This window comes from Rodentibacter mrazii (assembly GCF_001998825.1).
Lineage (GTDB): Bacteria > Pseudomonadota > Gammaproteobacteria > Enterobacterales > Pasteurellaceae > Rodentibacter > Rodentibacter mrazii.
The window spans coordinates 1-12,784 of the sequence record NZ_MLHG01000007.1; the positions used below are offsets into that span (position 1 = coordinate 1).

At 40.5% G+C, this 12,784-nt stretch carries 13 protein-coding genes; 9 read left to right on the forward strand and 4 right to left on the reverse strand.

What is annotated here, in order from left to right:
• Positions 1 to 138: 138 nt before the first annotated feature.
• Positions 139 to 1,584, reverse strand: coding sequence for a murein DD-endopeptidase MepM (gene mepM / locus BKK47_RS00730; RefSeq protein WP_077493042.1), 1,446 nt, complete (start codon positions 1,582 to 1,584; stop codon positions 139 to 141).
• Positions 1,585 to 1,761: 177 nt separating this feature from the next.
• On the opposite strand from mepM, the gene znuC reads away from it, so the two are divergent.
• The 6 genes from znuC to BKK47_RS00760 all read left to right on the forward strand — a co-directional run bounded on the left by znuC (position 1,762) and on the right by BKK47_RS00760 (position 7,395).
• Positions 1,762 to 2,565, forward strand: coding sequence for a zinc ABC transporter ATP-binding protein ZnuC (gene znuC / locus BKK47_RS00735; protein ID WP_077493043.1), 804 nt, complete (start codon positions 1,762 to 1,764; stop codon positions 2,563 to 2,565).
• The gene (gene znuB / locus BKK47_RS00740; RefSeq protein WP_077493044.1) at positions 2,565 to 3,350 is read left to right on the forward strand and encodes a zinc ABC transporter permease subunit ZnuB; all 786 of its coding nucleotides are present in this window, start codon (positions 2,565 to 2,567) and stop codon (positions 3,348 to 3,350) included. The genes znuC and znuB overlap by 1 nt, the downstream gene beginning before the upstream one ends.
• Positions 3,351 to 3,439: 89 nt before the next feature.
• Positions 3,440 to 4,387, forward strand: coding sequence for an acetyl-CoA carboxylase carboxyl transferase subunit alpha (gene accA, locus BKK47_RS00745; protein WP_077493045.1), 948 nt, complete (start codon positions 3,440 to 3,442; stop codon positions 4,385 to 4,387).
• A gap of 156 nt (positions 4,388 to 4,543) precedes the next feature.
• Complete coding sequence (gene pdxY / locus BKK47_RS00750; RefSeq protein WP_077493046.1) at positions 4,544 to 5,410, forward strand: pyridoxal kinase; 867 nt, start codon at positions 4,544 to 4,546, stop codon at positions 5,408 to 5,410.
• Positions 5,410 to 6,699: a tRNA lysidine(34) synthetase TilS gene (gene tilS / locus BKK47_RS00755; RefSeq protein ID WP_077493047.1), complete on the forward strand. Its 1,290-nt coding sequence runs from the start codon at positions 5,410 to 5,412 to the stop codon at positions 6,697 to 6,699. Before pdxY ends, tilS begins: the two co-directional genes overlap by 1 nt.
• A gap of 78 nt (positions 6,700 to 6,777) precedes the next feature.
• A complete protein-coding gene (locus tag BKK47_RS00760) occupies positions 6,778 to 7,395 on the forward strand; it encodes a MarC family protein (RefSeq protein WP_077433526.1) in 618 nt (205 codons plus the stop codon).
• Between the two features lie 443 nt (positions 7,396 to 7,838).
• Here the strand turns inward: BKK47_RS00760 and mutH are convergent, their stop codons facing one another.
• From mutH to BKK47_RS00775, 3 genes are all read right to left on the reverse strand, one after another.
• On the reverse strand, positions 7,839 to 8,501 hold the full coding sequence (mutH, locus tag BKK47_RS00765; protein WP_077493048.1) for a DNA mismatch repair endonuclease MutH: 663 nt from the start codon (positions 8,499 to 8,501) through the stop codon (positions 7,839 to 7,841).
• On the reverse strand, positions 8,498 to 9,037 hold the full coding sequence (locus tag BKK47_RS00770; RefSeq protein ID WP_077493049.1) for a methylated-DNA--[protein]-cysteine S-methyltransferase: 540 nt from the start codon (positions 9,035 to 9,037) through the stop codon (positions 8,498 to 8,500). The genes mutH and BKK47_RS00770 overlap by 4 nt, the downstream gene beginning before the upstream one ends.
• Before the next feature lie 71 nt (positions 9,038 to 9,108).
• Positions 9,109 to 10,416 (reverse strand): outer membrane protein transport protein, encoded by a 1,308-nt coding sequence (locus tag BKK47_RS00775; RefSeq protein WP_077493050.1) that lies wholly within the window; start codon positions 10,414 to 10,416, stop codon positions 9,109 to 9,111.
• A 196-nt stretch (positions 10,417 to 10,612) separates the two neighbouring features.
• Between BKK47_RS00775 and BKK47_RS00780 the strand changes: the two genes are divergently transcribed.
• From BKK47_RS00780 to purN, 3 genes are all read left to right on the forward strand, one after another.
• Entirely contained in the window at positions 10,613 to 10,900 is a 288-nt protein-coding gene (locus BKK47_RS00780) for a YfcZ/YiiS family protein (RefSeq protein ID WP_077493051.1), read from the forward strand.
• Between the two features lie 137 nt (positions 10,901 to 11,037).
• Entirely contained in the window at positions 11,038 to 12,075 is a 1,038-nt protein-coding gene (purM, locus tag BKK47_RS00785) for a phosphoribosylformylglycinamidine cyclo-ligase (RefSeq protein ID WP_077493052.1), read from the forward strand.
• A gap of 56 nt (positions 12,076 to 12,131) precedes the next feature.
• Positions 12,132 to 12,770: a phosphoribosylglycinamide formyltransferase gene (gene purN, locus BKK47_RS00790; RefSeq protein WP_077493053.1), complete on the forward strand. Its 639-nt coding sequence runs from the start codon at positions 12,132 to 12,134 to the stop codon at positions 12,768 to 12,770.
• Positions 12,771 to 12,784 lie beyond the last annotated feature (14 nt).

Sequence of the window (12,784 nt, forward strand, 5' to 3'; positions counted from 1 at the left end):
GCTAATCTACGTCAGCCCCAAAGGATTAATTCCTTTGGTTGGGAAAGAGGATAAGAAAATCGGTATTTGCTACATAATGCAGAGAAAACTTAAAAGTGCGGCTAATTTTAACCGCACTTTCTTTCAATTAATCCCAAATTATAGTTTTAGCATTCGCTCTGCTTCTTTTGCTCTTCTCAGGAATTGCTTACGTTCTGCATTTGCCATACTGCTTGTCCCCGGCAATTTCACGCTAAGCGGGTTAACCGCCCGCCCATTAATATGGAATTCATAATGCAAATGAGGTCCGGTTGAAATCCCCGTATTCCCGGAAAGGGCGATACGTTCACCTTTTTTCACAGTTTGACCGGCTCGCACTAACGGGCGGCTTAAGTGCATATATATCGTTTGGTATTCACGTCCATGACGCAATACCACATAGCGACCCGCTCCCCCTGCTTGATAAGCGACTTTTTCTACTAAAGCATCTGCCGGCGCAATAACCGGAGTTCCCTGAGGCACAGAAAAATCTACCCCTTTATGAGGGCGTACACGCCCGGTCACCGGATGACGGCGATTCGGGTTAAAGCCTGAAGACACCCTAGCCTGACGTTGCAGAGGATAACGTGCAAAACCTTTGCCAAGGGTTTCACCCTGTTGATTATAATATCGACCGTTTGCCGCCTGAATTGCATAATAACTCTTACCGTCTGCAAGGATATGGATCGCTTCGACATTCCCTTGCCCGGTCAATTTATCACCCAAATATTCACGGGAAACCAAAACCGAAAATTTTGTATCCTTTTTGAGTTTTCGTAAACTCACTTGCCATTGTAATGCAGAACTTAATTGTGAGATTTGACGAGCTTCTAGCCCCAACGAACGCAAGCTCGCGGCAAAAGATCCGCTCACTTTCCCTTTCAGCACTTCTTTTTTCCAAACGCTTTGTTTCTCTAAAATTTGACGTTTGAATTTTCCCTCTTCAACGCGTTCATAAATCCGCTCTTCCTTCTCAGAAACAAGCCAATTTAAATATTCCAGTTGATCACTTTTATCTAAAATCCAATAAAATTGTTGCCCTGCTCGAAGATTTTTAAGTTCCGGATAAGAGGCAATTAATCCTTTTGCCGTATCATCGTCCAGCCCTGAAAGCTCTAATACGTCTTTCAAAGTATCGCCACGTACGACAGTATGGCTAAATTGATGGGTAATACGTAAGGCTTGATCGGCGACATCCAATAAACCACTCAAGGCATCTTGTGCATCTTGCGGAAGATCATTAAGCTCATCAAATTCCGGTTTAACTTCTTCCGCTTCATCATCTTGGGCCTGCAATTCATCATCATAAGAGGTGGCATCCTCAGTATGTGATTGCTCAGACGCCGGCGAGATCTGCACATTTTCTTCAGGTTTGAGGGGTTGATATTGCACGTCATCTACCATTTCGGGCTCAAGATTACTTTGAACCGAGGGTTCCGATTCCGCACTATCTTTTAATTCCAACATAACACCGCTGAAAATTAACGCCAATGCGACAAAAAAAATCGCCGCTTTAATACGGGATTTTCGTTTTCGTCTGTCTCGGGCTAATTTAACATGTTGCAAGAATAAGTACCTAAGGTGAAAATAATATCGTCTTCAGACTGCGAATTATAGAAGAGGTTCATTCTACCCTAAAACGCATAAAAAAGTTGTCGAAATATTCATCATAAAGAGAGAACATCTTGAGAAAGATGACAAAATAAGCTAAGGTTAGTCGCTAAATTTGACATAGGCGGCATTATGCAAATTCATTCCATTCAATGCGATCCAAATTCCCCGTTAATAGAACTCAAAAATATCAATGTGGTATTTGAACAAAAAACAGCATTACAAAATATCAATTTAAATATTTATCCCCATTCCATCATCACCATTGTTGGACCAAACGGCGGTGGGAAATCCACATTATTAAAAACGCTCTTAAAACTGCAACAACCGACATCAGGCGAAGTCATTTATAGTCAAAATGTACGTATTGGCTATGTACCGCAAAAAATTTACTTAGATCACAGTTTACCTCTTACAGTAGAACGTTTTCTTGCCTTAAAAAAAGGGGCAAAAACATCTGAAATTTCAACCGCACTTGAGCAGCTTTCGATTACACATTTACGCAGAAATAATATGCAAAAACTTTCCGGTGGTGAAATGCAACGGGTATTGCTCGCCCGTGCGATTTTAAACAAACCGAATTTATTAGTATTGGACGAACCCACTCAAGGTGTGGATATCACCGGTCAGGCGGAGCTTTATCAACTGATTCATCAAACCCAACAACAATTAAATTGTGCCGTGTTGATGGTTTCCCACGATTTACATATCGTGATGGCGGACAGTAAAGAAGTGATTTGTATTAATCAGCACATTTGCTGCGCCGGCACTCCGGAAACGCTATCAAACGATCCGACATTTATGCGTTTATGGGGTAATCGGCTTTCACAAAATGTTGGCTTTTACACCCATCACCACAATCATCACCATAATTTACACGGTGATGTTTGTAGTTGTAATGGCACAGCTGATCGTTGTCAAAATAAGGATATTTAATGTTTGAAATTCTATTTCCGGCACTGCTTACCGGCATTTTATTATCCCTCATCACTGCGCCGCTTGGGGTCTTTGTAGTATGGCGTAAAATGGCATACTTTGGCGATACGCTTTCTCACTCGGCTTTACTCGGCGTTGCATTAGGGATTTTCTTACAAATTAATCCTTATATTGCCATAGTTATCCTTACCCTTCTTTTGGCGATTATCATGGTATGGCTGGAAAGCAATACTCAGTTTTCCATTGATACTTTGCTCGGTATTATTGCACACAGTTGCTTATCACTCGGTGTTGTCACCGTCGGTTTGCTAAAAAATGTTCGTGTTGATTTGATGAGCTATTTATTCGGCGATTTATTGGCGATAAATTACACTGATTTAATTTATATCGCTATCGGCGTGGTGATCGTACTTAGTACATTGCTTCATTTCTGGCAAGGGCTACTTTCTACTACCGTTTCTCCAGAACTCGCCCAAGTAGAAGGCATCAATATAAAAAAAATGCGTTTTATTTTGATGATTTTGACTGCCCTTACTATTGCGTTAAGTATGAAATTTGTCGGCGCACTAATTATTACCTCCTTATTGATCATTCCGGCTGCGACGGCACGCCGTTTCGCAAAAACCCCCGAATCTATGGTCGGGTTTGCTGTTATGATAAGTATGCTTTCGATTATTGGCGGATTAATGCTTTCGGCATTTTATGACACAGCAGCAGGTCCATCGGTTGTCATTTGCTCGACCTTCTTATTTGTTTTGTCATTGCTAAAAAAGGCACGTTTGTAAGCTCGCCCAACCAGTGAAAACTATTTGCGCCACCAGTTAATTCTTGATAAAGTGCGGTGGATTTTTTACGGTGTTTTTAGGATAAGAAAATGACCCAAGAATATTTAGATTTTGAATTACCTATTGCAGAGCTGGAAGCCAAAATTGGTGCATTACGCTCTGCCTCTAATGATAAAGTTGATTTAACCGACGAAATTACACGTTTACAAAAGAAAAGCGATGAATTAACCAAAAAAACCTTCGCCAACCTTGATGCTTGGCAGGTTTCACGTATGGCCCGTCATCCAAACCGTCCTTATACCCTTGATTACATTGAACATATTTTTACTGAATTTGAAGAGCTTGCCGGTGATCGTGCGTTTGCTGATGACAAAGCCATTGTGGGTGGATTAGCACGTTTGGACGATCGCCCTGTGATGGTTATTGGTCATCAAAAAGGTCGCACTGTTAAAGATAAAGTAAAACGTAACTTTGGTATGCCCGCTCCGGAAGGTTATCGCAAAGCCCTGCGTTTAATGGAAATGGCGGAACGTTTTAAACTCCCAATCATCACTTTTATTGATACTCCCGGGGCCTATCCCGGTATCGGTGCTGAAGAACGAGGCCAAGCGGAAGCTATTGCCCGTAACTTACGTGAAATGTCGCAATTATCCGTTCCGGTCATCTGTACCGTCATTGGTGAAGGTGGCTCGGGAGGTGCATTGGCAATCGGCGTGGGCGACAAAGTGAATATGTTGCAATATTCCACCTATTCCGTTATTTCACCGGAAGGTTGTGCTTCCATTTTGTGGAAAAGTGCAGAAAAAGCCTCAACCGCAGCAGAAGTCATGGGATTAACGGCAACACGTTTAAAAGAACTAAATTTAATTGATAATATCGTACCGGAACCATTAGGTGGCGCACATCGTAATTATGCTTTGATGGCTGAAAATTTGAAAAAACGTCTCACGGAAGATTTGGCAGAACTTGACGAATTAAACCAAGATGAATTATTAAACCGCCGTTATCAGCGTTTAATGTCTTATGGCTATTGCTAAGTGAATTTAAGAAAAGAGCGGTTATTTTTCGCTCTTTTTTTCGTCTAAAATTATCGAATATTATTTTAGAACCACTTCAAACAAGGGTTCACCTATCTTACAAATCCATTTTGGATTCAATATACGGGAAATCACATTAATAAAAAGGAGATAAATATGAAAAATGTACTTTCCATCCAATCCCACGTGGTGTACGGCTTTGCCGGCAATAAATCCGCCACTTTTCCAATGCAGTTATTAGGTGTGGATGTATGGGCACTCAATACCGTGCAATTTTCCAACCACACACAATACGGAAAATGGACGGGTATGGTGATTCCACAAGAGCAAATTCGTGAAATCGTCACCGGCTTGGATAATATCGAAAAATTACAAGAGTGTGATTCGTTGCTTTCAGGTTATTTAGGCTCACCGGAACAAGTGGATCAAATTCTGTATGCCTTAGAACAAATTAAAAAACACAACCCAAACGCCCTTTATTTATGCGATCCCGTGATGCCAAATCCGGAAAAAATTTGTGTGGTGGCAAATGGCGTTCGCGAAGCGCTTATTGAGAAAGCCATTCCCGTTGCGGATATTATGACGCCAAATATGAATGAACTGCGTCAACTCAGCGAGTTCCCTATCAATTCTTTTGATGATGTATTAAAAGCCGCGCGTGCTTTGCTGGACAAAGGAGTGAAAAAAGTCCTCGTGAAACATTTAGGTAAAGTAGGAAAAATCAATGATCCGGATACTTTTGAAATCATTATGGCAACACCGGAAGGCATTTGGTATTTAAGCCGCCCGCTTTATCAATTCAACTTTGAACCGGTAGGCGTAGGTGATTTAATTGCCGGTACATTCTTAGCGAATTTACTCAATGGAAAATCGGATGTGGAAGCCTTTGAAGCAATGAATAATGAAGTGGCAGGCGTAATGAAAACCACCTTTGAACTCAATTCTTACGAGCTACAAACTATTGCGGCACGTTTTGAAATTCTTCATCCGAGCGCCCAATACAAAGCAGAAAAAATTGCCTAATGGATTTGTTTTCGTCTTTTGAACAACAACTTAAACAAACCACCGCTCAACACTATCTTATCGCCTTGAGCGGTGGTTTAGATTCTACTGTTCTTCTTACTTTATTTGCAAAACTCCTTCAGATTCAGCCGCACTTTTATCTCCGAGCTATTCATATTCACCATGGTTTAAGCCCCAATGCCGATAGTTGGGTTGAACACTGTCAATCTTTGTGTGCTCAATATGAGATTCCACTCATTATTGAGAAAGTACAAATTGACTACCGCAACGGTATTGAAGCCGGCGCACGTGAGGCGCGTTATCAGGCTATTCAGCAACATATTCAACCCAACGAAATTCTCGCCACCGCACATCATTTAAACGATCAAACGGAAACTTTTTTCCTCGCACTAAAACGTGGTAGCGGTTTACAAGGATTAGGCGCAATACAAAAGCAAAGCGAATTATTTGGTATGAAGATTTTTCGTCCATTACTTTCCTTTACCCGAGAACAATTAGAACGCTATGCACGAACTGAAAATTTAACTTGGATTTTTGATGAAAGTAACGATGATACCCGTTATGAACGCAATTTTTTGCGTAATGAAATTCTGCCAAAGCTCCGTGAACGTTGGACACATTTTGATCACGCTGTTCAACGCGCTGCACAGCATTGTTTTGAGCAACAACAGCTAATTAACGAACTCTTACAAAAAACTTTTCTCGACCATTGCCAAACGCCAACAGAATTTCAACTTCACAATTTCAATCAATATTCATCGCCAAAACAGACCGCACTTTTGCGAATGTGGTTTTCTCTAAATCAATGGGAAATGCCAAGTAAACGCCAACTCGAACAACTAATAAATGATGTTATTTTTGCAAAAAAAGAAGCCAATCCGCAGTTTCATTTAGGAAAGCAGATTGTCCGCCGTTATCAATCCTGTTTATATCTCACCGCTGATTTTGCGGATTTAACGGGCATTTGCCTTGAAATGCAAGATGACCACATTTTGCTTCCCGACAATCTTGGCGAACTTTATTTGCAACGAACCCCACAGCACTTTATTTTTTCTTGGCAACAATTTTCAGTTGAATTGCCTCTTACTGATTTACCGATTCAAATCCGCTTCAATTATTCAGGAAAAATCAAACATCACCCGAAACGCCCAAGAGAGGAAATCAAAAAAATTTGGCAAGAATTAGGCGTCCCTCCTTGGCAACGGAGCCGCATTCCACTCATTTTTTACGGTGTTCAACTACAAAGTGCGGTCGGTTTTTTCAAGGTTTTTGAACATTCTGAAAAATGACCAAAACTTACCGCACTTTATACTTTTTATCTGATAGAATAACTCAGGTTTATATTTTTATGACATAAAGGAAAATAAATGTTTGATTCTTTGATTGTTCAGTTTGTTGTACTTTGGGCTGTAATTGACCCAATTGGCTCGATTCCCGTTTATCTTTCCAAAACGATTGGTTTTTCCCTTGAGGAACGCCGAAAAATTGCGCGTAATGCAGTGATTATTTCTGCCGGTATTCTCCTTTTCTTTTTAGTAGGCGGACAAATTCTCTTTGAAGCCATGCAAGTTCCCCTTCCGGCTTTCCAAATCGCAGGGGGATTAGTCCTTTTCCTCTTTGCTTTAACGATGATTTTTGGTGAAAGTAAACCGGAACAAGAAATTAAAATGAGAGCAAACATTACGGAAATTGCCGTTTACCCTCTTGCCGTACCCTCTATTGCCTCACCGGGTGCGATGATGGCGATAGTGCTTTTAACGGACAATCACCGTTTTAATTTCACTGAACAATTTATTACCGCCGGAATTATGTTAGCAGTATTGTTGATTACTTATATTTTACTGCTTGCTGCGAACCGTATTCAGCACTTTATTGGAAATTCCGGTGCGGCAATTATCAGCCGAGTGATGGGATTAATTTTGGCAACGGTAGCGGTGAATAATGTATTAATCGGATTGAGAGACTTTTTTACTCAGGTGGCGTAAAGAAAGTAAGGCTTCTGTGATAGGAGCCTTTTTTATTTTCTTTTTTGAAATTGATATCGGGTTTCGCCGATGGCTACCTACTTTTTCTATGAATAAAGTGCGGTTAGAATTTAATATTTTTAAAACTTTTCTAAAATCAACCGCACCTTAAATAATGCTCCTATAAATTCGGGTCCCTATATAAATTGCCTTTGCGACTTGGCATTTTTAGCTAAATTTGTACTGTTTGAGCGTAGCGAGTTTACAAATTTAGCGTTAAGAAAATGACAACAAAGCAAAGACAAAATCCAACGGATTTTGAATGTCGGCTTTGCCGACAGCCCCGAAGGGGTGAGCAAGTCAGATATGCTGAGTTGCGAATAACAGCAATTTAACTGGGGCGTGTTTTCTTTGCCTACTTTCTTTTACACGAGTAAAAGAAAGTAGGCCGCCATCGGCGAAATCTAATTACCTAAAAACTCTCTCAATATTCCTGCTGTAAATTCTTTCCTTAAATAAAATCCCAACGGTAATGTTTCCACTACTTCGCCATTTTTACCAATGCCTTTGGTGATGGCTTTGCTATTTGCTCCTTTTGGTCGTAACTGCATCACTTCCCCGATACGGGCTGTAATTTCATTTAGTCTTCCCAAAGTGATATATTCCATCAATTCTTCCCAATCCCGTTTTAATTGACTTTCCTGTTCTGGGCTGGGCTGCCATAAAATCGGTGCCCCAATATGACGATCACGCAAGGCAATATGCCGGCTACCTTCAACAGGAATCCAAAGTACACAAGATAATTTATGACGAACATGCGAATTTTCCCATTGCACACCGGAATTTTGTGTCAGTGGAGCAAGGCTAACAAAAGTAGTTTCCAACGGAAAACCCTGTTCATTAATCGGTAAGCTTTTGAGCTCCACCCCAAGATGAGCAAAATCTTGTTCGGCTTTACTGCCGGCAGTCGCCCCTAAAGCAGTCTCTAACAGCATACCGCCCCAACCTTTATCACGTTTTAAATTTGGAGGAACAGGGATATTAAGCTCATCGGCAAGTTCCCCAAACGTTAATCCGGCGATAGACTGTGCCTTTTGAAGAAGCGCTGCTAAGTTTTGAGGCATCATTCGTTATATTTCTTAAAAAAACGAGGACGGGTATGTTCCGTTCCTTTATCAACATAAGCAATTTTTTCTAATTCTAGCAAAAAACGTTTCGCCGCCAATCCACCACCAAAACCGGTTAAGGTTTTATTTTTGCCTAAAATACGATGGCATGGAATGATAATACTGATCGGGTTACTTCCCACGGCTCCCCCTACTGCCCGCACCGCTTTCGGGTTATCAATCATCTTTGCCAATTCGCCATAACTCGATATTTCACCATGACCGATTTGTCGTAAAGCCTGCCAAATTGCTTGCTGGAATGGAGTTCCCTCAGCTTTCAAGGGAATATCCGAAAATGTCTCCGCTTCTCCCTTAAAATAACGATCAAAAGCTAACCGCACTTTTTGAAAAAGGGGGAGATTATTTTTTTCAACCCATTTAGGATTCGGCTCGAACTGCTCTTTTTCAAAATCAATATGCGTGATGTGTTTACCGTCAGACAGAACCAAAAGTTTTCCCACTGGTGAAGGATAATAGGTGTAGTAAAGTGCGGTCATTTTCTGCCCCATTTTTTAACATAAAAAAAGCGTACCGAAGTACGCTTTATTATGCGGAATTTTTAACTAAATTAGAAACGATAATTTACATTTAAACCGTAAAGATTAGCACTGGATTTGCTCGTATAATTTACTGCAAAAGGAATATTTTCTTGCTGTTCTTTAAATGTAATTTTCTTACCTTTTAAATGAGCATAGGCAACATCAATTGATAAATCAGGTGTCACTTTATAGGTTGCCCCTAAACTATACCAAGTCCGATCCGTATCTGGGATCGAGGCAGAATGATACGAATCTGCGGCTGTTTCATCATAGGCAATCCCGCTACGTAAAGTCAGTTTATCTGTCGCCTCATAGGAAACCCCTAGAGCAATACGGGAATTGCCACGGAAATATTCAGGTTTTTGTAAAGCCGTTTCGCCATCACTATTATAGGTCGCTTTCAATTCTTTAAAGCGTTTCCAATCTGTATATTTATAGCTATAGTGGAACGCAAATTTATCTGTCACTTTATGGTAACCGGAAATTTCCCAATAGCCCGGTAAATCAAGATCCAATTCTGCCGCGCCTGTACGTTTTAAGTTACGATTGAAAGCGGTATTATCTTTATAATTCACAGTAATCGGAGAATGATAAGCCACCCCCAAACGGTTACGCTCGTTAAATTCATAAACCAAGCCGGCATTCCAACCGAATCCCCATTCATTATCCTGTAAACGCGTCACAACATCACTGCTATCCAACACTTTCACAGGACGACCAGCTTGAGCACTTACCCGAGCATTAATCAAATCTGCCCCAACGCCAGCTGTTCGCTCTAATTTTGCCTTGGTATAAAGTGCATTAACACCTAAACCAAAACTCAAACCCTCTGAAATACGATAAGCACCGCTAAGATTTAAATTAATTGCAGTTAAATCTGTTTTTCCGCCAAATACACCCGCACTATAGTCCGAATCAAATTCTGTTTTTAATCCAAAAGGAACATTCATTCCTCCACCAACAGAAAATTTCTCGTTAATCGGATAAACAAAATAAGCGTTTGGAACAAAGGCTGAAGGCACAATATTACTTTGATTTGCATTTTTATTAGCCAACAATCCACGGACTTGCGGAGAATCCGAAGTAAATTCCCCTTCTAAATTAACCTTTGCATCAACATAAACACCACCAAAAGAAATTTCAGGACGTTTAAATAAAGTCATCAACGCTGGGTTTGTTGCCACGACAGAAGCATTATCCGCTATCGCAGCTTCACCGGCATAGGCACGCCCCAAACCGGAGGTAGAAATTTCCGCTAACTGGAATGCTGCGGCATTTGCACCACCTGCTGTAATTAACGCTATACTTGCTAATAAGGAATGATTAAATTTTTTCATTTGGAACCTTTTGTTATTTATATAAAAATAAAATCCGCGTGATTCTAAAACGCTATTTATTGTAGTGCAAATTCATTTTGTTTATTTTCATAGAGTTCCGACCAGTGAAGATTTCTATTTAAAGTGCGGAGAGTTTTCATCTGCTTTTTAAAAGTGATAAAATAACGCCAATTTAATTTTAAAATAAGGACAAAATATGAGCGTAAAATGCAAAGCAGAAGAATCATTGACTTGTAGCTGTGTGGATGTGGGCGCCATTATTGACGGTTCCGACCGTACCGTTAACATTGAGCAAATTTATACAAATCAAGCAGAAGCGGAACAATCCCTAGCCCGTCTCACGGAGAAAGCACGTAAAACAGAAAGTGATCCTTGTGAAATTGTAAGTGAAATATTGCCTATTGAAGGCGGCGTACAATTAAATGCAAGTTTTACCTTCTGTTGCCAAGCCGAAGCCATGATTTTTGAATTAGCGAATCGCTAAAAACTTTATTCAAAAAGACCGCACTTTTATAAAGTTATAAAGTGCGGTCTTTTTTCATATAAAATTTATCGCAAACGTTTGCCTAAACTGATACAATCCGCGCTGATTTTTCATTTAATTAACATGGGAAAAACATTGTGAGTAAACCATCATTAAGTTACAAAGACGCCGGCGTTGATATTAATGCGGGTAATGAACTTGTCGAACGAATCAAACCACATGTAAAACGCACTACACGTCCTGAAGTGATCGGTGGCCTAGGCGGATTCGGCGCATTGTGTGCCATTCCAAGCAAATATAAAGAGCCTATTTTGGTTTCAGGAACTGACGGAGTTGGAACAAAATTACGCCTAGCTATTGATTTGAAAAAACACGATACCATTGGTGTTGATCTCGTGGCAATGTGCGTCAATGATTTGGTGGTACAAGGTGCCGAACCTCTGTTTTTCTTAGATTATTATGCGACCGGAAAATTAGACGTTGATGTAGCAGCAGACGTGGTGCAAGGCATTGCAGAGGGGTGCGTGCAATCAGGTTGTGCCTTGGTCGGCGGTGAAACAGCCGAAATGCCCGGAATGTACCACGAAGGCGATTACGATTTAGCCGGTTTCTGTGTTGGCGTCGTTGAAAAATCCGAAATTATTGATGGTCGTCAAGTGCGTAGCGGTGATGCATTAATTGCTTTAGGTTCAAGCGGCCCACATTCAAACGGTTATTCTTTAATCCGTAAAGTCATTGATGTTTCCAGTGTCAATCCGACAACCGAGCAATTAGCCGGTAAACCATTAAGCGAACAAGTACTTGCACCAACCAAAATTTACGTGAAATCTATTTTATCTCTGATTAAACAAGTGGATGTTCACGCGATTGCCCATCTCACCGGCGGTGGTTTTTGGGAAAACATTCCACGCGTATTACCGAAAAATACCAAAGCAGTGATTAATGAAAAAAGTTGGGAATGGCAGCCAATTTTTAAATGGTTGCAAGAACAAGGCAATATTTCTACTTATGAAATGTACCGTACCTTTAACTGTGGCGTGGGAATGGTGATTGCCCTTCCGCAAGATCAAGTGGAAACCGCATTGGCACTTTTAAAACAAGCCGGTGAAAATGCTTGGCTTATCGGACATATTGAACAGGCAACATATGGCGAAGAGCAAGTTGTGATTCAATAACCCCCTTTTGAGGCGAATGAAAATTCGCCTTTCTTTTCTCTATTTTTAGGATCTTTATGAAAAAAATTGCTGTTCTGATTTCAGGACAAGGAAATAATCTACAAGCTATTATTGATGCTTGTGAAAAAGGTTTTATCCCCGCCAAAATTGCGTGTGTGGTCAGCAATAAAAATGATGCCTTTGGGCTTGAACGGGCTAAAAGTGCAGTCATTCCTACAAGTGTTTTTTTACGTCAAGATTTCACGAGCAATCAAGAAATGGATCGCCAAATTGGCGATTATTTAGCAAGTTTTGATGTTGATCTTATTGTGCTCGCCGGCTATATGAAGATTTTGACGCCTGAATTTACTCAACGTTTCCAAGGAAAAATTTTAAATATTCACCCTTCTCTACTTCCTAAATATGCAGGTCTCAACACTTATCAACGGGCTCTAGAGGCAGGAGATACCGAACACGGTACAACCGTTCATTTTGTGAATGAAGAAATGGATGGTGGCGCAATCATTTTACAAGCCAAAGTACCGATTTTCCCTGATGACAATGTAGAAGAGATTGAATTACGCACAAGAGAGCAGGAATATCGTATTTACCCTGTGGTGATTAAATGGTTTATTGAAGACCGCTTAACCTTAAAAGAAGATACCGCCTATTTAGACGGAAAGCCATTGCCCAAACAGGGTTATGCTTGTGAGTAAAAATCCACCTTCAT

Coding starts and splice junctions, on each gene's coding strand:
- znuC (WP_077493043.1), top strand. CDS start 1,762: ATGCAAATTCATTCCATTCAATGCGATCCAAATTCCCCGTTAATAGAA.
- znuB (WP_077493044.1), top strand. CDS start 2,565: ATGTTTGAAATTCTATTTCCGGCACTGCTTACCGGCATTTTATTATCC.
- accA (WP_077493045.1), top strand. CDS start 3,440: ATGACCCAAGAATATTTAGATTTTGAATTACCTATTGCAGAGCTGGAA.
- pdxY (WP_077493046.1), top strand. CDS start 4,544: ATGAAAAATGTACTTTCCATCCAATCCCACGTGGTGTACGGCTTTGCC.
- tilS (WP_077493047.1), top strand. CDS start 5,410: ATGGATTTGTTTTCGTCTTTTGAACAACAACTTAAACAAACCACCGCT.
- BKK47_RS00760 (WP_077433526.1), top strand. CDS start 6,778: ATGTTTGATTCTTTGATTGTTCAGTTTGTTGTACTTTGGGCTGTAATT.
- mutH (WP_077493048.1), bottom strand. CDS start 8,501: ATGATGCCTCAAAACTTAGCAGCGCTTCTTCAAAAGGCACAGTCTATC.
- BKK47_RS00770 (WP_077493049.1), bottom strand. CDS start 9,037: ATGACCGCACTTTACTACACCTATTATCCTTCACCAGTGGGAAAACTT.
- BKK47_RS00775 (WP_077493050.1), bottom strand. CDS start 10,416: ATGAAAAAATTTAATCATTCCTTATTAGCAAGTATAGCGTTAATTACA.
- BKK47_RS00780 (WP_077493051.1), top strand. CDS start 10,613: ATGAGCGTAAAATGCAAAGCAGAAGAATCATTGACTTGTAGCTGTGTG.
- purN (WP_077493053.1), top strand. CDS start 12,132: ATGAAAAAAATTGCTGTTCTGATTTCAGGACAAGGAAATAATCTACAA.